Genomic DNA, 17,116 nt, shown 5'->3' on the forward strand with positions numbered 1-17,116 from the left:
GCCCGAAAGTTTGATGACTCACCCTGATAAGAATTTTCCTGTGCATGCAATGGCTGTTAACTTCATTTTTTCGGCCAATTTTTATTAGTTATTTATTTTTACCCTGCTAAAACTCGTTCCAAACAGTTTTGTGAAAAAATGGGCGTTTATATATTGTTTTGAAACACAAAAAAGCCATATCCTATGGATATGACTTTTTTCACATTAATAATGTTCTTTAACAATAGTCGCACAGCGTTGACATAATGTTGGATGGTCTTCAACTTGACCTACCTCAGGTGTAACAATCCAACAACGGTCACAAGTTTCACCTTCTGCTTGCGAAATAACTATTTTAACTGAATCGAACGCTTGAGCATTCTCAGGTGCAGCATCATAATCTCCGGCGATTTCAAAACCAGAAACAATAAATAGCTGTTTTAAATCTTCCTTAACAGATTCAAGTAATGCTTTTGCCTCTGCATTTGGGTAAAGTGAAATACTAGCTGTTAAGGATTTTCCGATGACTTTTTCATTACGGGCTACTTCTAAAGCTTTTAACACATCATCACGCAATGTCATGAAAGAATCCCACTTCTTCTCAAGCTCATCTGCTTGTTCATATTCTTTTACCTCTGGCATATCAACAAGTTGAACACTTTCTTCATCAACAGACTCAATTTGTTCCCAAACTTCATCAGCTGTATGAGGAAGGATTGGTGTTACTAATTTAACTAGTGAAAGCAGTGTTTCATAAAGAACGGTTTGAATAGCACGACGTTCTTGATTTTCTTTTGATTCAATATAAAGTACGTCTTTGGCAAAATCTAAGTAGAAAGAGCTCAATTCAATTGTACAGAAATTGTGTACTGCGTGATAAATTGCTGCAAATTCATATTGATCATAAGCTTCTTTCACACGTTTAATTAGATTATTAAGCTTTACAAGCATATAACGGTCAACATCTCTTAGATTTTCTAAGCTTACTGTATCTGTTGCGGGATTAAAATCACTTAAGTTTCCTAACAAGAAACGGAACGTGTTACGAATTTTTCGGTATACTTCAGCCACTTGCTTAAGAATGGCATCAGACACACGAACATCTGCTTGATAATCTACTGATGCTACCCATAAACGAAGAATATCTCCCCCAAGTTGGTTCATAACCTTTGCAGGAACAACAGTATTCCCTAAAGATTTACTCATTTTACGACCTTCACCATCTAAGGCAAATCCATGGGATAGAACACCTTTGTAAGGTGCTTTTCCAGTCACAGCTACAGCAGTTGATAAAGAAGAGTTAAACCATCCACGATATTGATCTGATCCTTCTAAATATAAATCAGCTGGTCTTTGGAGATCTTCTCTTTCTAATAAAACAGCTTGATGAGAAGAACCGGAATCAAACCAAACATCCATAATGTCATTTTCTTTTGTAAATTTACCGTTTGGACTACCTTCATGCGTAAATCCTGCTGGTAATAGATCCTTTGCTTCACGTTCAAACCAAATATTTGAACCATGCTCACGGAACAAGCTTGAAACATGTTCAATTGTTTCATCTGTGATAATTGGCTCACCATTTTCAGCATAAAATACCGGAATTGGTACACCCCAAGCACGTTGACGAGAAATACACCAATCTCCTCGATCGCGAACCATGTTATAAAGGCGAGTTTCACCCCAAGCTGGCACCCATTTTGTTTCATTAACAGCTTTTAATAAATCATCACGGAAATCTTTAATAGACGCAAACCATTGAGCTGTTGCACGGAAAATAGTTGGCTTCTTTGTTCTCCAGTCATGTGGATAAGAGTGTGTAATAAATTGAAGCTTTAATAATGCTCCCGCTTCTTGAAGTTTTTCTGTGATTGGTTTGTTCGCTTCATCATAGAATAATCCTTCAAAGCCAGGTGCATCCTTTGTCATATATCCTTTTTCATCGACTGGACATAAAACGTCTAGGCCATATTGTTGACCTACAATAAAGTCATCTTCCCCATGACCAGGTGCTGTGTGAACACACCCCGTTCCACCATCACTGGTAACATGTTCACCAAGCATAACAAGTGAATCACGATCATAAATTGGATGCTTTGCAACAACTCGATCAAGATCTGAACCTTTTATTGTACGATTTACTTCATAATTTTCCCAACCAATTGTTGAAGCGACAGATTCAACTAACTCAGAAGCAATAACGAATTTTCCATCCTCTACTGCCACCACACTGTATTCAAGCTCTGGATGGACAGAAATACCTAAATTAGCTGGCATTGTCCATGGAGTTGTTGTCCAGATAACAATTTTTTCATCAGTTGAAAGGACACCCTTTCCATCTTTAACAGGAAAGGCTACATAAATTGATGGTGAGCGTTTGTCAGCATATTCAATCTCTGCTTCTGCAAGAGCTGATTCACTTGATGGAGACCAATAAACAGGTTTTAACCCTTTATAGATATATCCTTTTTTCGCCATTTCACCAAATACTTTAATTTGTTGTGCTTCATATTCAGGCTTTAGTGTAACGTATGGGTTTTCCCAATCTCCACGTACACCAAGACGCTTAAATTGCTCACGTTGACCATTGATTTGCTCCCATGCATATTCCTCACAAAGCTTACGGAACTCAGCTACCGACATTTCTTTTCTTTTTACTTTTTTATTTTTCGTTAAAGCCGTCTCGATTGGTAAACCGTGTGTATCCCAACCAGGTACATAAGGAGCACAGTATCCGCTCATAGATTTGTAACGAACAATAAAATCCTTTAAGATTTTGTTTAAAGCATGCCCCATATGAATGTCACCATTCGCATATGGAGGTCCATCATGTAAAACGAAAAGAGGACGGTCTTTTGTACGTTCTTGCACCTTTTCATAAATCTTCATTTCTTCCCATTTTTCTTGAATTAATGGCTCTCTTTTTGGTAAGTTCCCTCTCATCGGAAAATCTGTTTTGGGCATCAGAAGGGTATCTTTGTAATCCATCTTTATTCCTCCAATAATTAATGATTCTTTTAGCTATTTTTTATTTTCCTTCTCATGAGGTAAACCATTTATTTGATTATGCCTCCTGAAAACACAAAAAACCTTCTCATCCCTACAAGGGACGAGAAGGTTATCTCGCGGTACCACCCTATTAGATTAAATCAATCATTTAATCCACTCCAGCATTCGTAACGTGAATGTATCGCCATTGCCTACTTATAAAAATGTTCAGCATGGAACTCAAGGGTGATGTTCATCTTTTATCCTTATGTCGAGCTTCCACCCTCCTCGATTCGCTTAAATAAGGTTGTTAAAAGACTACTGTCCCTTTCACCGTTTATTATTTGTGTTTTGAATTTTAAAAAACATCTACGTTTCCGTATTATATGCGATAAAAAAACAAAAAGTCAAGTTTAGCTTTTTGTTTCTTCAGCTTCACCAAAAATAGGCTCAACTTCATATTCTAGTAAATGATCCCAATCATCGTTTTTAAGAAGATCTAGCTGAGCTTCAATTAACATTTGGAAACGTGTTCTAAATACTTTCGATTGCTTTTTCAGTTCTTCAATTTCCATCGCAATTTTTCGCGATTTTGATAATGATTCATTAATAATTCGATCAGCATTTTTCTCAGCTTCTTTAATGATAAGCTTTGATTCTTTTTGAGCATTGCGCTTCACTTCTTCTGCTGCTTCTTGTGCGATCACAATTGATTTATTCAATGTTTCTTCAATATTGGTAAAGTGACCTAGTTTTTCAGTTAATTCTGATACACGAGACTCTAATTCTTTCTTTTCGCGGATAATCATCTCGTAGTCTTTAATGACTTGATCTAAAAATTCATTTACTTCATCCTCATCGTATCCACGAAACCCTTTATTAAATTCCTTATTATGGATGTCTAAAGGTGTTAAAGGCATGGATGCCACCTCCAATATGTAGTTAAATAGTTAATCCTTGACAACATTATAAATCATATTTCGACAGGTTTGTTGAAAATCCTGCTATTTCTTTAAATTATTTTGATTTTCATGCCTAACATGACTATTAATTTTTTCTATTTTTGCTTACTCACGACAATTTTTATTCGATCTTTTTTTGTTCTTCCCTCAATCGAAGTCAATTTACTTCTTCCATATCCTCTGATTGACAAGGTATCACCTTCACGACACTCAAACGAAGTAGACTCAACAACCTTCCAGTTCACCTTCACAAGTCCATTTGCGATGAGAGGTTGAACTCTTTGGCGTGATAGATTATAGATTGCTGCTCCTACTACATCAAGTCGTAAAGAGGTAACTGTCGTGATGATCTCTTGTACATCTTCAATATTTGGGATAAATTGATTAACTTCCAGTTCATTTAAAGATATTTTAGCACGACCTATTTCATAAAAATTCGCACGAAGATAATCAGAGGTCTCGCTTGCACAAATAAATTGTACCGTATCATGGTGAAATCGAATATCACCAAACTTATTGCGCTTTAATCCAAGACTCATTAAAGATCCTAACACTTGCCTATGCTGTAATGTAATAAATTTCGAGGCATATTGAACTTCAAACAATGTTAGTTGAAAATCTTCTTCTTCTACCTGATAATATTCCGGATACAATAGTGCACGCTTTCTTTCTGTATCCTTACCCCCTCCAGAAAAAGACACTTTGACTTCTGAATGTTCCCCTATAACAGAAGAAACAATCTCTTGTTCACGTGGGTCTAGAAAATCAGTTAGCTTTGGGCTATATTGATTTAGAACCTTTTCCTTCCATTCCACTACTTGATCGATAAATTGTCTCTCTTCAGGACGAAAATGTTGGTAAATTTGATCCATAATACAACTCCGTTTTAAAATATGAAAAAAGAGGGACTATATAAATAGTCCCTAGCCAATCATTCTAAATATTGATGCAACACCATATTGTGCAAAACGTAAAGCTAAGATTGCGACAATTGGTGAAATATCAATCATTCCTAATGGAGGAATGATTTTTCGGAATGGCTCTAAATAAGGTTCACAGATTTTAGCCAAGAATTGACCAAAACCTGATTCTCTAGCTCCAGGAAACCATGAAAGTAATATGTATACGATAAGCGCATACGAGTAAAACGTGATTAGGGTGTTAATTAAACTTAATAATATACTCATGTTTGCCTACCACCTTTGATGATCATCTTCTGTTACTAATTCAGATATCGCTCCTGATACATCCACATTATCAGGAGTACAAAGAAAAATATTCGTTCCAATACGTTGAATATCTCCACCGATCGCATATACTGTACCGCTAAGGAAATCAACGATCCGTTTTGCTTGATCTCTTTGTATACTTTGAAGGTTGACAACAACAGCACGACGATTTTTTAATTGATCAGCTATTTCCTGCGCTTCTGCATAAACTCTTGGTTCGCTTAAAACCACTTTAGATGATTTTTGAACACTTTGCAAACTTACCACATTTTGTTTTGATGTTTGTGAAGATTTTTGTGGAAAAGTTTGTTGCTGCGGAGCCTCATATTCTTCTTGTTTCGTTTCAGGCTCTTCGTATTCATATTCTTCTTCATCTAAAGCAAAAAAGCTTTTAAATCTATTTTTTATGGACATATTAAACACCTCCAGTTTCATTTCCAACAAGTGAAGTCCCGATTCTTATATACGTTGAGCCTTCCTCAATAGCTATTTCATAATCATTTGACATTCCCATAGATAATTCATGACAAGGAGCTGAAGGTAACTGTAAAGCTTGTACATCATGCTTAAGTTGTTTTAACTTTTTGAAACAACTTCTTATGGCATCTTTATCATTAGTAAATGGTGCCATTGTCATTAAACCAACGACTTGAATATTCCGGTATTGAGTTAACTGTTGAACGAAGTCAACGAGGTCCTCTGGTGAACATCCATGTTTTGATTCTTCTCCAGAGGCATTAACTTGAACAAAACATTTCATTGGTTTTATAGCTCGTTTATCAATTTCTTTCGCTAAAGACAGTCTATCAAGAGAATGGATATAATCCACTTTATCTATGATATTTTTTACTTTTCTTGTCTGTAACGAACCAATAAAGTGCCATGTTGGAGTATTCCCTAGTTCTTTTAACTTTTCATTTAGTCCGTCATCCCGATTTTCACCCAGATGACGAACTCCAGCTTCAAGCGCATCTTTAGCACGTTGAACACTAACATATTTTGTAACTGCTATTACGTTTATTTCTTCTGGATTTCTGCCAATTCGTTGGCAAGTATTTTGTATTGTTTTTTTAATTTTTCGGTAATTTTCCTGTACGTTCATCTTTTAGAGGGTAACCTCCTCATTTATTCCAATAAAGCTTAGCATTCTACCTGTATGCCCATTATCTCTGCGGTGTGAAAAAAATAATTCTTCCTCACAGCTTGTACAAAGCCCTGAAATCAGTATATGGTCTTCTGCAATCCCTACATTACGTAAATAATGCTCATTAAGAAGCTTTAAATCTAACTGATATTTTCCATTAGATAATGTTTTATATGGCAATGGATAATTTTTTACCACATGTTTATCTATTGATGATATCACTATTTCATCAACGATATAACAGCATCCTCCAATTGAAGGGCCAATGGCAACATAAATATCCTTGGCATCTACACCTTCATCTTCCTGCCATTTTTTCACCATCTTTCCTGCTATATCTTTTACTGTTCCTTTCCAGCCAGCATGCGCCAACCCTATCAAGGAGTGCTTAGGAGCAATAAAAAACAATGGGACACAATCTGCAAAACAAAGGGATAGCATAATGCCTTTTTCAGAAGTATATACACCGTCACACCCTGCTAATCCATCCTCATAAGTGTGAATTCCCTTCCCTCTGCTAAATTTGTTCACTTTCATAATCTTGTTTGAGTGTACCTGTTCAGCAAAGACCCATTTTTTTAATGGAAATGAAAGTTCCCTAGCAAGAATTTCTCGATTTTCCCTAACAATTTCTGGTTGATCTTTAACATGAAGGCCAAGGTTTAAAGAACTAAAGTTCCCAGTACTTCCACCACCAGATTTCGTGGAAAAGCCAACTGTCAAACCGTCTATTAAGTCATTCCAAGCTGTTAAAGTTAAGTGGGTTTTGTCCCTTCGCTCAAAAACGTTAGCTATCATAATATGTTCAACCCTTTTATTCGACATTTAATGTGTTCTATCGCTCTTTATTTTACCACAATTTCCCCTTAACGTTTAGCATTCATGAGAAATTATTCTTCTTGTAGATCAATTTGTCGATTCATTCTAACTAAAATGACATCTTCCCCTATTTTCACTATATTTCTCCAAGGAATGATACATTCTTCATCTCTCCCAAAAAAGCCAAGCATTTTGCCATTCCCATTAATAATAATAGCTTGAATCTTCCCTGTTGTAACATTAATATCGAAGTCTCCTATGTTCCCCATCTTTTTTCCATCAGATACATTGACTACGTCTTTTGTTTGGAACTCAGAAATATACATAACCTTCCCTCCAATATCTTTTGTCAGTCGTTACTTCACTAACTCCCCTCTTACATATCTATGTTGGTATGTAGCCTAACTATTCAAAACAAGGAAACTTTTTCTTTCTAAGGAATGGAAAAAGGCTCCTCATTATGAGCAGCCCTAATTTTGGATATTTTTATTCATTTGTTTAATTGCAGCTTTTTCAAGTCTTGACACTTGAGCTTGAGATATTCCAATTTCTTCTGCAACTTCCATTTGAGTCTTCCCTTGGAAGAAACGCTTTCTTAAAATTAGTTTTTCTCGACTGTTTAATCGTCTCATACCTTCTTTTAATGCTAATTCTTCTATCCATTGAATATCCCGATTTTTTTCATCACTTAACTGATCCATGACAAAGATAGGATCTCCTCCGTCATTATAAATTGGCTCAAAAAGTGATACAGGGTCCTGAATAGCATCAAGTGCGAATACAATCTCTTCGTGAGGCACATCAAGCTCCTTAGATATTTCCTCTGCTGTAGGCTCTCTAGATGTTTCACTCATCAGACGTTCTCTTACTTGAAGCGCCTTATAAGCAATGTCTCGGAGTGAGCGGGAGACTCGGATTGGGTTATTGTCTCTTAAGTATCTACGGATTTCTCCGATTATCATTGGTACAGCATATGTTGAAAATTTGACATTCTGGCCTAAGTCAAAATTATCTATGGATTTCATTAATCCTATACAGCCAACTTGAAACAAATCGTCAACAAATTCTCCTCTGTTGTTAAATCGCTGGATTACACTAAGTACCAATCTTAAGTTGCCATTTACCAGCTCTTCTCTTGCTGATAAGTCTCCGTTTTGCATTTGCTTAAATAGCTCTCTCATTTTCTCATTCTTAAGAACTGGAAGTTTTGAGGTATCTACTCCACAAATTTCGACTTTATTTCTTGTCACATCTTTCCCTCCTAACAGGAGTTGCTGTACAGAGTTAAGTATCTCCTCGACAGGAAAAAATATGCACAAGCTATCTACGTTACATGAAGTAGATATCCTCTTTTTATTGATATATCAAGTATTCAACAAATAAAAATTTTTTTTACACCATTTTATTAAATTCTTTTTGCAACCTTTTTATAATTCTTTTCTCAAGCCTTGAAATATAGGATTGTGAAATACCCAACATGTCTGCAACATCTTTTTGAGTTTTTTCTTCCCCTCCTTGCAATCCAAAACGAAGTTCCATTATTTGTTTTTCACGATCATTTAATTGTTGAAGAGCTTTTAAGAGCAATTTTCGATCTACATTTGCTTCAAGGTCTTTTGTAATAATATCATCCTCTGTTCCAAGTACATCTGATAACAATAATTCATTCCCATCCCAATCAATGTTTAGTGGTTCATCAAACGATACCTCAGAACGAAGTTTGTTGTTCCTACGCAAATACATTAAGATCTCATTTTCAATACAGCGTGATGCATATGTAGCAAGCTTGATTTTCTTTTCTGGATTAAACGTATTCACTGCTTTAATTAATCCAATTGTTCCTATGCTGATTAAATCTTCAATGTTTATACCTGTGTTCTCGAATTTTCGTGCAATATAAACAACTAGGCGAAGATTTCTCTCAATTAATATTGATCTTGCAGCTTGATCCCCCGATGGCAGCTTTTGAAGTAGTATTTCTTCCTCTTCTTTAGAGAGAGGTGGTGGTAATGCTTCACTTCCACCTATGTAATAAACCTCATCAGATTTGATCCCTAGTTTAATTAATAGCTTATACCACAAATAAGTAAGATGTAATTTTAATTTTTTCATTGTCCTCCCCCTCAAGATCTTAATTGTATTTCATATACAAAGTAAATTCTAAAAAATATGAAAAGAAAATATACTCTAACGTACTAAATGATTCGGAACAGAGTAAGATAGAAGTAGCACCACTAAGACACTTGTTGGATCGATGTTCCTTGTAGCATTTTAGGATGAACTATACACTCATAAGCGTCCTCTGAGGATAGTGTCGTTCGATTCAAACCAATAATTGTTTTATGAACTTTGAATGTTTCATTTTGGGTTTCAATCCATACTTCATCAGGTTTGAAACCTAGTAAAAACTGATGCTCAATTCCTACTACTCGATAAGGAATAAGACGAACTCTATGTTCCCACGGATGACTCTCGTTAGTTGGCTGTTCACTCATCGCTTTCATCACATCATCCTGGGTTGCTTGATGAACAAGAAGCTTCGGAAGAAATTCCTGTACTTTTAAAGTATCGATAATCATTACAGGACTTCTTGTTATAGGGTCAAACAGCTGGTTGCCACTATCAATTAGTCCTTTTAGTGTAAACTGAATATCATCCACTTTGATCTGTACATTAACTATCTGATCATAATGAATTTTCTTAGCTTCAATACCTTCTAAACTATTTCTAGCAAACAGCCATAGAACTGGAAAACCAATTAGAACAAACAACCAGCTAATTGGATGTCCAAATCCAGTAGAATTTGTCATTAAAACCCCATCTAGATAGGTCATTTCTTGTTGTAAAAAATAATGAACTCCAATCATTCCTCCGCCAACCAAAAAGGTTACGAAATAAAAGGTAAGCAGTCCTTGAAAGAAAAAACGAAATCTTTTAAACCCAAAAGCTGATAAAACCATCAAAAAGGAGATTAACATTTTCCCGTACGGATGAGTTGCAATAAATGCAAGCGGAGTAAACATCATGATTACAATACTTGACCCTATCAGGGCAGCTAAGACCAATCGAAATTTATTTATTTTCCTTTTTAACACGATTGCAGTTAAAACCAGCAGAAGTAAATCAAAGGAAAAGTTCAAAAACCATATAACGTCTAAATAAATAGACATCTGCTACCCCTTTCCCCTCTGGCATACAAATCCCTCCTATTATCAAGCCCACTAAAAAGTAGATCAATAGATGAGCAGCTGTTGGAAATAGTATAAATCCAATCAAATAGGAAGTCTGTCACTTACTGCCGAGAAACAGTAAGTATTTTTGAAAGATTATTAGAATTTTTGTCGACCGGACTAAAAGGGGATAAATAGTGAACGACTAGATCTATTTAAATTAACCCAATAATTAATTAAAAGAGGAAATTTTTAGATGACTGTAATATTGATTAAGTGAAAAATTTTCTTATTTGCAGTGGTATATGAGAGGATAGAATAGAAAAGAAAGAGTGCCTTTTGGCACTCTTTCTTTATCTGCGTTTATTCCTATTTCTCAAGAACGTTGGAATATCTAATGCTTCATCTGTTTGTTGTTGAACATTACCGCGATTAATTGTCTCTTGAACTGGTTCTTCTCGATGAGTTTCACGCTTTGGAGCAGGTTTAGACATTGTACCAGCGTTACCAAATGAACGAGTATTTTGGGGCTTTAAAGAGTTCATTTCCTGCTCAGTGAAACCAGTTGCAATAACTGTAACTATAATTTCATCCTTTAAATTTTCATTAATAACAGATCCAAAAATCATGTTTACATCTTGATCTGAAGCAGTTGCAACGATATCAGCAGCTTCTTGAACTTCATATAAGCTTAAATTCATTCCACCAGTAATGTTCATAAGAACACCTTGTGCTCCATCAATTGATTTTTCTAATAATGGACTTGAAATGGCCTTTTTAGCAGCTTCTGCAGCACGATTCTCTCCAGTTGCTACACCAATCCCCATTAATGCCGATCCTCGATTAGACATAATTGTTTTCACATCAGCGAAATCAAGGTTAATTAGACCAGGTGTTGCAATTAAGTCTGAGATACCCTGAACACCTTGACGTAATACATTGTCCGCTTCTCTAAATGCTTCAAGCATTGGTGTGTTCTTATCTACAATTTCAAGTAGTCGATCATTCGGAATGACAATTAATGTATCAACCGATTCCTTCATTGATGTTATTCCGCCAGCAGCTTGCATTTGACGTTTACGGCCTTCAAAAGTGAAAGGTCTTGTAACAACACCAACTGTTAATGCACCAAGATCTTTTGCAATCTGAGCGATAACAGGTGCTGCACCTGTTCCTGTTCCACCACCCATTCCAGCTGTTACGAATACCATATCTGCGCCTTTTAACGCTTCTTCGATTTGCTCTCTACTTTCTTCAGCAGCTTTTTTCCCAACTTCCGGATTAGCACCTGCGCCTAATCCTCTTGTTAATTTTGAACCGATTTGCATTTTCACTTCAGCTTTAGATAAATTTAGTGCTTGAGCATCCGTATTAACTGCAATAAATTCTACACCTTGAACCCCATGTTCTATCATTCGATTAACGGCGTTATTACCACCGCCACCAACTCCGATGACCTTAATGGTAGCTAAGCCGTCAATATTTGTATCAAACTCCAACATGCAAAATCCTCCTAATCCATCAAATGACTTCTAATTGATGTTTACTATTCAAAGAAGTAGCCAAAAAATTTCTTCACTTTATTTACTTTTTTATCTTCTTGTTGCTTTTGAGGTTTTATCCTCTGCTGCTGCTGAGGCTCTTTCGTTGCAGCAACCTCTACTGCATCAACCGTAACATTTGAACCTATTTTTCTACCTTGAATTTTAGCATTTTTATATGCAAATTGGATTAAACCGACTCCTGTCATATACTGTGGCTCTCTAACTCCGATATAATCTGGACTTGCGATTCTCACACTATTTTGGAGGACTGCTTGTCCTAGCTCTAAGACTCCCGGCATTTTAACAGTTCCACCAGTTAATACAAATCCTCCTGGCAGTTCTTGAATTCCAAGTCTTCTTAGTTCATACAAAATAAGTTCGTATAATTCTTCCAACCTTGCTTCAATTATATCTGCAAGCTCTAATTGATTAAATGTTCTTTTTTGATCTGACCCAATAACTGATGCATCAAAAATTTCATCTTCTGATGCATGATCATAAAAAGCATGTCCATACTTTAGTTTAAGACGCTCTGCTTCATCAGTTGTCGTGCGTAGTCCAATTGAAATATCTTTTGTGATATTTTCACCGCCAATTGGAAGTACACTCGTTGCAACTAAATGGTTTTGATCAAAGACTGCAATTGTCGTTGAGCCACCGCCAATATCAATTAATGCAACGCCAAGGTTCTTCTCATCTTTTGACAAAGCGACAGAACCTGCTGCCAATGGTTGTAAACAAATATCAGTAATTTCTAAACCAGCACGTTCTACACATCGTAACAAATTATGTAAAATCGTCTTTGATCCAGTTATGATTGTTCCTTCCATTTCTAAGCGTACACCGAGCATCCCTCTTGGATCGTTTATTTCATCTAACCCATCCACAATAAATTGTCTTGGGATGACATCGATGATTTCTCTTTCAGGTGGAATAGAAACAACTTGAGCAGCCTCAATCACCCGTCTAACATCCTCATTGGATATCTCACGATTTTCACTAGAAACCGCTACTACCCCATGGCAGTCTTGTAGTTGAACATGATTTCCTGTTACTCCTACTACAACTCGTTTTAGGGAGATTCCAACCATTCTCTCGGCCTGCTCTACCGCTTTTTTAATAGAATGAACCGTTTCATCTATATCGACTATAGATCCTTTTCTTAATCCTTCTGATTTCACATTACCTACACCTATAATGTTTAAAGCATCATTCGTCATTTCACCAATAATTACTTTAACACTGGATGTACCGATGTCAAGACTTACAAATAATTCATTGTTGTTCATTCTAAGGCACCTCCCTATCTATCAATACTTTCTATTCTATTCTTTATAGAACAACATGACAATGAATCTAGCTTTACAGGTTTGTTACAAAACAAATTATTTTTTTATATAATCTTGAATTTTTGCTTCACTAGTGTTTATTCGTCAAATACTTAATATTTCCTTTAATTTATTCAACTTTTTTCAATTTCCCGCGAGAAATTGACCATTTTGAAATCAATATTCTCCTGATAACAGCAATATTCTGAAAAAGTCTCACTCCGAATGCAAACACAGCTACTAAATATAAGTCTACACCAATATGGACACCGAGAAAAGCTAAACTTGCAGCCAAAATGATGTTAAAGAAAAAACCAGATACGAAAACCATCTCATCATAAATATCTTGCAAATGTGCTCGAATTCCACCTAATAATGTATCAAGAGCTGCTAAAATAGCAATTGATAAATAATTAGAATACTCCGGGGGAATTCTTAATTCTGAAACTAATCCCAAAAACACACCTAATATGAGACCAAGAACTGGCAGCCACATATTATTCTCCCCCTTCTACTATTTCTACAGGCTTCATATTTCGAACACGGATCGAATCTTCATAAGCTGGAATTGTTAATTCTTCAATTGGCTCTGAGATTGTTAAACTTAAATTATCGATCGCGAAGTCTTCATCTGTTGTGGAGGCATTCATACGATTATAAAGTTTGTCCACATTATCTGAGATTACTTTTATTTCAATTGGATAGCTGTGCAAGCTGAAATTATCTATTTTTGTCTGTCCATTGATATCTCTAATCACTGTTGAATTTATTAAACGCCTGCCTTGAATGGAAATTTCTTGAGCACCATAAGAGTTTAATTCATTAATTAGGCGTTTTAATAAATCAGGTGAAATATCTTTTATTTCGATCCCTAATAGCTCCTCAGAAAATAATTTATCAATCGTTATGGTAATACCCGAGCCTGTTACTTCCGTGAGTCCAGCTTCTTCCTTTAAAACAGACAATGTTTCCTTTAGAGCATTTTCTGGGTTAACACTGTTTTCGTTTTCGTGTGACTCAATGATTTCATTATATTTTCGAATTTCACTCAATAATTCTAATTGAAGCTGCTGCTCTTTTTTTAAATCTTCTCTTAACTGCCACATATCACGTGTGTCTCGTTCTATAGGGTTTTTTATTGTTTGATATTGAATACCAAGCATTAACCCAAAAATCATTGTTAAAAGCGTAAAACTAATTGCCTTTTTCCCATTCGATTGCTTCACCCCTACCACCTATCTGTCTAAATGAAAATTCAAGCACACCTCTTCAAAAGACATGCACTAGGAAGATCTTTGATCTTGAAGCAAAGGCTCCATCACAATTTTGTCCTTTTTCTCTAATGTAACAACCACATTATCATAGGCTAGTTGATCGACAATTCCTCCATTTATATTTAATGCAGGTAATAACACACTAGGATCACCTATAGCCGAAATCACAAAAGGTGCAGGATACTGATTTCCATCAACAGTTACGACCGGGCCATTGCAATATATATACGAATGGCTAGATAATCTTTGTCCGTTGATCGATATGGCGTCAGCTCCCGAGATATAGAGCTCATTTATAACATTGAAAAGATGACTTTCATGAACAATATAATTATTTACGTTTTCACCTTCTGGTACATATGAGGCGTCCTCTAATGTAATTTGAACTCCTTTTCCCTCAACTGCCAGGTCTCCAACATACATACGAAACTTTTCGACATCTTCAACAAGATTATAGTATACTTGCTTCTGATCTTTTAATGACTCTTCTATTTTTTTTACTTCATCTTGTTTTTTGAAAAGTTCCTCTTGAAGTTCTTGATTTTTTTCTTCTTTTGCAATGAGTTGCGATCTTATTTCATACTCTCGCTCCCATTGTTCTGTGGTAATTGTACTATCACGATTTTTCTCTTTTGTTAACTGATACGAATAGGAGATAAGAAATCCAAGAATAAGAAGAATGAGTGAAAAAATGACATAGCTACCTCTCATCTTCATTTAATATCTCATCCTCCTCCTTTGTTGTTAATGGTGTAAAAGATTCAAAGTATGTACCTACCTCAAAATGAATGATTCCCTTACTATTTTCATCTAGCTGGCTGACAATTTTAGAATAAGAATTCATTTTCTTAGAAAAAGTACGAACTGATGCCATTACTTCATAGCCATCATTCATATACAGATGGACTAACCAAGGATCGGTTTTATCAGGGGTATGATGTATTTCAGAAATTGAATTAAAAATACTTGGAGATAATTTTTTTAATTCACTTATCATTTCTTTAATATCCTCTTCTTTTTTCCAATTAATTAAAACTGGCGCATCTGCTGTTATATTTACTGTTCGTTCTTTAAGGACTTGTCCATTCTCTAGAATTGGCCTATATCCTCCCTTATCCTCGAGATAGGCTATACTTTCATATTCATTAACAACCAACACAATGTGATTTGGGAATTTTTTTTCAACGATGGCTTTTTTTATTTGTAAATGTTCTTGGATAGATTGTTGAACTTCCTCTGTATCAATATTCCAAAAGCCTGATGAGGTAGTTATTTCACTCAAATTGATAATTTCTTTGGAGTCCACGAGGACATTTCCTTCTACTTTAACACTGCCTACTTTACTTAATGGAGATTGAAAGTAGATAACAAGTAATATTAATAGAAAGAAAATAGATAAGAATGAAATAAGTCTGCGATTAGTTTTCTGTTTTCGCTGTTGCTGTAATTTTGGTATGCGGTCTTCTAACGAAACAACTTTTTTTTCCAATCTGTTTCACCCCACCCTAGGTAAGAGTCTAGGTAGCTTTCTTTTACTTCTAGTTAAGTATTTAGCTTTTATCTTATGTTAGAATTGTTAAATTTTGTTGAATTCAACCTACAATAACTTTAACATTTCCTAACGATAAAACAAACGGCATTTAAAATGCCGTTTATTAATCAATAGAAGATCATATTGCCATTTTTACATTAGTCATTATAACACAATAAAAGGAAATAATGGGGAGTATTGTGACTAATTACGACCGATTATTTCTACTTCAGTTTCCATCGATACATCATATTTTTCAAGGATTGTTTGTTTAACAAATGCAATTAAATCAAGTACATCTTGAGCTGTCGCTCCTCCAGCATTCACAATAAAGTTACCATGCATTTCAGATATTTTTGCTCCACCGATTTGGTACCCTTTAAGCCCTGCAGCTTCGACTAATTGACCAGCATAATTCGGCAGGGGGTTGCGGAAGATACTACCTGCACATGGATAGTTCCAAGGCTGTGTATCTCTTCTATAATCTTTATTTTTTTGCATGACTGCAACGATATCTGCTTTATCACCTTTTGTTAATCTTAAAACCGCTTCTATACATATACCAGGTCGTTCTTCCTGGAGTATGGATGTTCGATAAGAAAAACCAAGCTCCTCATTAGATAACCATTCTATTGTACCATCATCAAATAAGATACGTGCTTTCACTAAAATTTTTGACATATCGGAGCCATGAGCACCTGCATTCATATACACTGCTCCGCCAATTGAACCAGGAATTCCACTTGCAAACTCTAATCCGGATAACCCCTTTTTACTAATAATCGTAGCTAGTCTAATAACTGAATAACCTCCCCCAACAGTGAGGGTTTCCTCATCCAGTTCAAAGTTATCCATTCCGACTCCCAACTTAATTACGACGCCTTCAATTCCTTTGTCGGCAACAAGTAAATTGGAACCTCTACCAATTACCGTCCACTTTGCATCATGTTTTTTAATAATTTCCATCGCTTTACACAAGCTATCAGTACTATTTGGTTCTATAAATATATCGGCAGGACCACCAATTTTTATAGTTGTATGTTTAGCTAAAGGTTCATTTTCTAAAACCTTTCCAATTTTAGCTTCTGTTAATTCATCAAATATAGCTTTCATACTTTACCTCCCTAATCTTGTTGACTTGCGGAATG

Annotated in this window: 18 protein-coding genes and 1 other annotated feature; all 18 genes read right to left on the reverse strand. The window is 35.6% G+C overall.

The genetic code is table 11. From position 1 onward, the window contains the following. Positions 1-204: 204 nt before the first annotated feature. Positions 205-2,967: an isoleucine--tRNA ligase gene (ileS, locus tag AC4GZ8_RS18695; protein ID WP_491083405.1), complete on the reverse strand. Its 2,763-nt coding sequence runs from the start codon at positions 2,965-2,967 to the stop codon at positions 205-207. A 114-nt stretch (positions 2,968-3,081) separates the two neighbouring features. Next, positions 3,082-3,310: a binding site (T-box leader), on the reverse strand. 70 nt (positions 3,311-3,380) lie between these two features. Beyond that, entirely contained in the window at positions 3,381-3,887 is a 507-nt protein-coding gene (locus AC4GZ8_RS18700) for a DivIVA domain-containing protein (protein WP_491083406.1), read from the reverse strand. A 137-nt stretch (positions 3,888-4,024) separates the two neighbouring features. After that, the gene (locus AC4GZ8_RS18705) at positions 4,025-4,801 is read right to left on the reverse strand and encodes a YlmH family RNA-binding protein (protein WP_491083407.1); all 777 of its coding nucleotides are present in this window, start codon (positions 4,799-4,801) and stop codon (positions 4,025-4,027) included. 51 nt (positions 4,802-4,852) lie between these two features. Then, positions 4,853-5,116 carry a YggT family protein gene (locus tag AC4GZ8_RS18710; protein WP_491083408.1) on the reverse strand — a complete coding sequence of 88 codons (264 nt, stop codon included), beginning with the start codon at positions 5,114-5,116 and terminating at the stop codon, positions 4,853-4,855. Positions 5,117-5,122: 6 nt separating this feature from the next. Then, on the reverse strand, positions 5,123-5,572 hold the full coding sequence (locus AC4GZ8_RS18715; RefSeq protein WP_491083409.1) for a cell division protein SepF: 450 nt from the start codon (positions 5,570-5,572) through the stop codon (positions 5,123-5,125). A gap of 1 nt (position 5,573) precedes the next feature. Beyond that, positions 5,574-6,260 carry a YggS family pyridoxal phosphate-dependent enzyme gene (locus AC4GZ8_RS18720; RefSeq protein WP_491083410.1) on the reverse strand — a complete coding sequence of 229 codons (687 nt, stop codon included), beginning with the start codon at positions 6,258-6,260 and terminating at the stop codon, positions 5,574-5,576. 3 nt (positions 6,261-6,263) lie between these two features. After that, on the reverse strand, positions 6,264-7,100 hold the full coding sequence (gene pgeF / locus AC4GZ8_RS18725) for a peptidoglycan editing factor PgeF (RefSeq protein WP_491083411.1): 837 nt from the start codon (positions 7,098-7,100) through the stop codon (positions 6,264-6,266). 92 nt (positions 7,101-7,192) lie between these two features. Next, a complete protein-coding gene (locus tag AC4GZ8_RS18730) occupies positions 7,193-7,447 on the reverse strand; it encodes a YlmC/YmxH family sporulation protein (RefSeq protein ID WP_491083412.1) in 255 nt (84 codons plus the stop codon). A gap of 144 nt (positions 7,448-7,591) precedes the next feature. Continuing rightward, positions 7,592-8,413: an RNA polymerase sporulation sigma factor SigG gene (gene sigG / locus AC4GZ8_RS18735; protein WP_491083455.1), complete on the reverse strand. Its 822-nt coding sequence runs from the start codon at positions 8,411-8,413 to the stop codon at positions 7,592-7,594. 100 nt (positions 8,414-8,513) lie between these two features. Beyond that, positions 8,514-9,233, reverse strand: a complete 720-nt coding sequence (gene sigE / locus AC4GZ8_RS18740; RefSeq protein WP_491083413.1) for an RNA polymerase sporulation sigma factor SigE — start codon at positions 9,231-9,233, stop codon at positions 8,514-8,516. A 122-nt stretch (positions 9,234-9,355) separates the two neighbouring features. After that, positions 9,356-10,291, reverse strand: coding sequence for a sigma-E processing peptidase SpoIIGA (gene spoIIGA / locus AC4GZ8_RS18745; protein WP_491083414.1), 936 nt, complete (start codon positions 10,289-10,291; stop codon positions 9,356-9,358). 353 nt (positions 10,292-10,644) lie between these two features. Then, a complete protein-coding gene (gene ftsZ, locus AC4GZ8_RS18750) occupies positions 10,645-11,793 on the reverse strand; it encodes a cell division protein FtsZ (RefSeq protein WP_491083415.1) in 1,149 nt (382 codons plus the stop codon). Between the two features lie 44 nt (positions 11,794-11,837). After that, complete coding sequence (gene ftsA / locus AC4GZ8_RS18755) at positions 11,838-13,124, reverse strand: cell division protein FtsA (protein WP_491083416.1); 1,287 nt, start codon at positions 13,122-13,124, stop codon at positions 11,838-11,840. A 169-nt stretch (positions 13,125-13,293) separates the two neighbouring features. Next, positions 13,294-13,659, reverse strand: a complete 366-nt coding sequence (locus tag AC4GZ8_RS18760; RefSeq protein ID WP_491083417.1) for a small basic family protein — start codon at positions 13,657-13,659, stop codon at positions 13,294-13,296. 1 nt (position 13,660) lies between these two features. Beyond that, positions 13,661-14,341 (reverse strand): DUF881 domain-containing protein, encoded by a 681-nt coding sequence (locus AC4GZ8_RS18765; RefSeq protein ID WP_491083456.1) that lies wholly within the window; start codon positions 14,339-14,341, stop codon positions 13,661-13,663. Between the two features lie 105 nt (positions 14,342-14,446). Next, complete coding sequence (locus AC4GZ8_RS18770; RefSeq protein ID WP_491083457.1) at positions 14,447-15,148, reverse strand: DUF881 domain-containing protein; 702 nt, start codon at positions 15,146-15,148, stop codon at positions 14,447-14,449. Further along, positions 15,138-15,926, reverse strand: a complete 789-nt coding sequence (locus AC4GZ8_RS18775) for a cell division protein FtsQ/DivIB (RefSeq protein ID WP_491083418.1) — start codon at positions 15,924-15,926, stop codon at positions 15,138-15,140. The genes AC4GZ8_RS18770 and AC4GZ8_RS18775 overlap by 11 nt, the downstream gene beginning before the upstream one ends. Before the next feature lie 246 nt (positions 15,927-16,172). Then, positions 16,173-17,081, reverse strand: coding sequence for a UDP-N-acetylmuramate dehydrogenase (gene murB, locus AC4GZ8_RS18780; RefSeq protein WP_491083419.1), 909 nt, complete (start codon positions 17,079-17,081; stop codon positions 16,173-16,175). Between the last annotated feature and the right edge of the window lie 35 nt (positions 17,082-17,116).

The organism is Metabacillus sp. RB-C-LZQ-3-1 (genome assembly GCF_058315175.1).

Coding starts and splice junctions, on each gene's coding strand:
- ileS (WP_491083405.1), bottom strand. CDS start 2,967: ATGGATTACAAAGATACCCTTCTGATGCCCAAAACAGATTTTCCGATG.
- AC4GZ8_RS18700 (WP_491083406.1), bottom strand. CDS start 3,887: ATGCCTTTAACACCTTTAGACATCCATAATAAGGAATTTAATAAAGGG.
- AC4GZ8_RS18705 (WP_491083407.1), bottom strand. CDS start 4,801: ATGGATCAAATTTACCAACATTTTCGTCCTGAAGAGAGACAATTTATC.
- AC4GZ8_RS18710 (WP_491083408.1), bottom strand. CDS start 5,116: ATGAGTATATTATTAAGTTTAATTAACACCCTAATCACGTTTTACTCG.
- AC4GZ8_RS18715 (WP_491083409.1), bottom strand. CDS start 5,572: ATGTCCATAAAAAATAGATTTAAAAGCTTTTTTGCTTTAGATGAAGAA.
- AC4GZ8_RS18720 (WP_491083410.1), bottom strand. CDS start 6,260: ATGAACGTACAGGAAAATTACCGAAAAATTAAAAAAACAATACAAAAT.
- pgeF (WP_491083411.1), bottom strand. CDS start 7,100: ATGATAGCTAACGTTTTTGAGCGAAGGGACAAAACCCACTTAACTTTA.
- AC4GZ8_RS18730 (WP_491083412.1), bottom strand. CDS start 7,447: ATGTATATTTCTGAGTTCCAAACAAAAGACGTAGTCAATGTATCTGAT.
- sigE (WP_491083413.1), bottom strand. CDS start 9,233: ATGAAAAAATTAAAATTACATCTTACTTATTTGTGGTATAAGCTATTA.
- spoIIGA (WP_491083414.1), bottom strand. CDS start 10,291: ATGTCTATTTATTTAGACGTTATATGGTTTTTGAACTTTTCCTTTGAT.
- ftsZ (WP_491083415.1), bottom strand. CDS start 11,793: ATGTTGGAGTTTGATACAAATATTGACGGCTTAGCTACCATTAAGGTC.
- ftsA (WP_491083416.1), bottom strand. CDS start 13,124: ATGAACAACAATGAATTATTTGTAAGTCTTGACATCGGTACATCCAGT.
- AC4GZ8_RS18760 (WP_491083417.1), bottom strand. CDS start 13,659: ATGTGGCTGCCAGTTCTTGGTCTCATATTAGGTGTGTTTTTGGGATTA.
- AC4GZ8_RS18765 (WP_491083456.1), bottom strand. CDS start 14,341: ATGATTTTTGGGTTAATGCTTGGTATTCAATATCAAACAATAAAAAAC.
- AC4GZ8_RS18770 (WP_491083457.1), bottom strand. CDS start 15,148: ATGAGAGGTAGCTATGTCATTTTTTCACTCATTCTTCTTATTCTTGGA.
- murB (WP_491083419.1), bottom strand. CDS start 17,081: ATGAAAGCTATATTTGATGAATTAACAGAAGCTAAAATTGGAAAGGTT.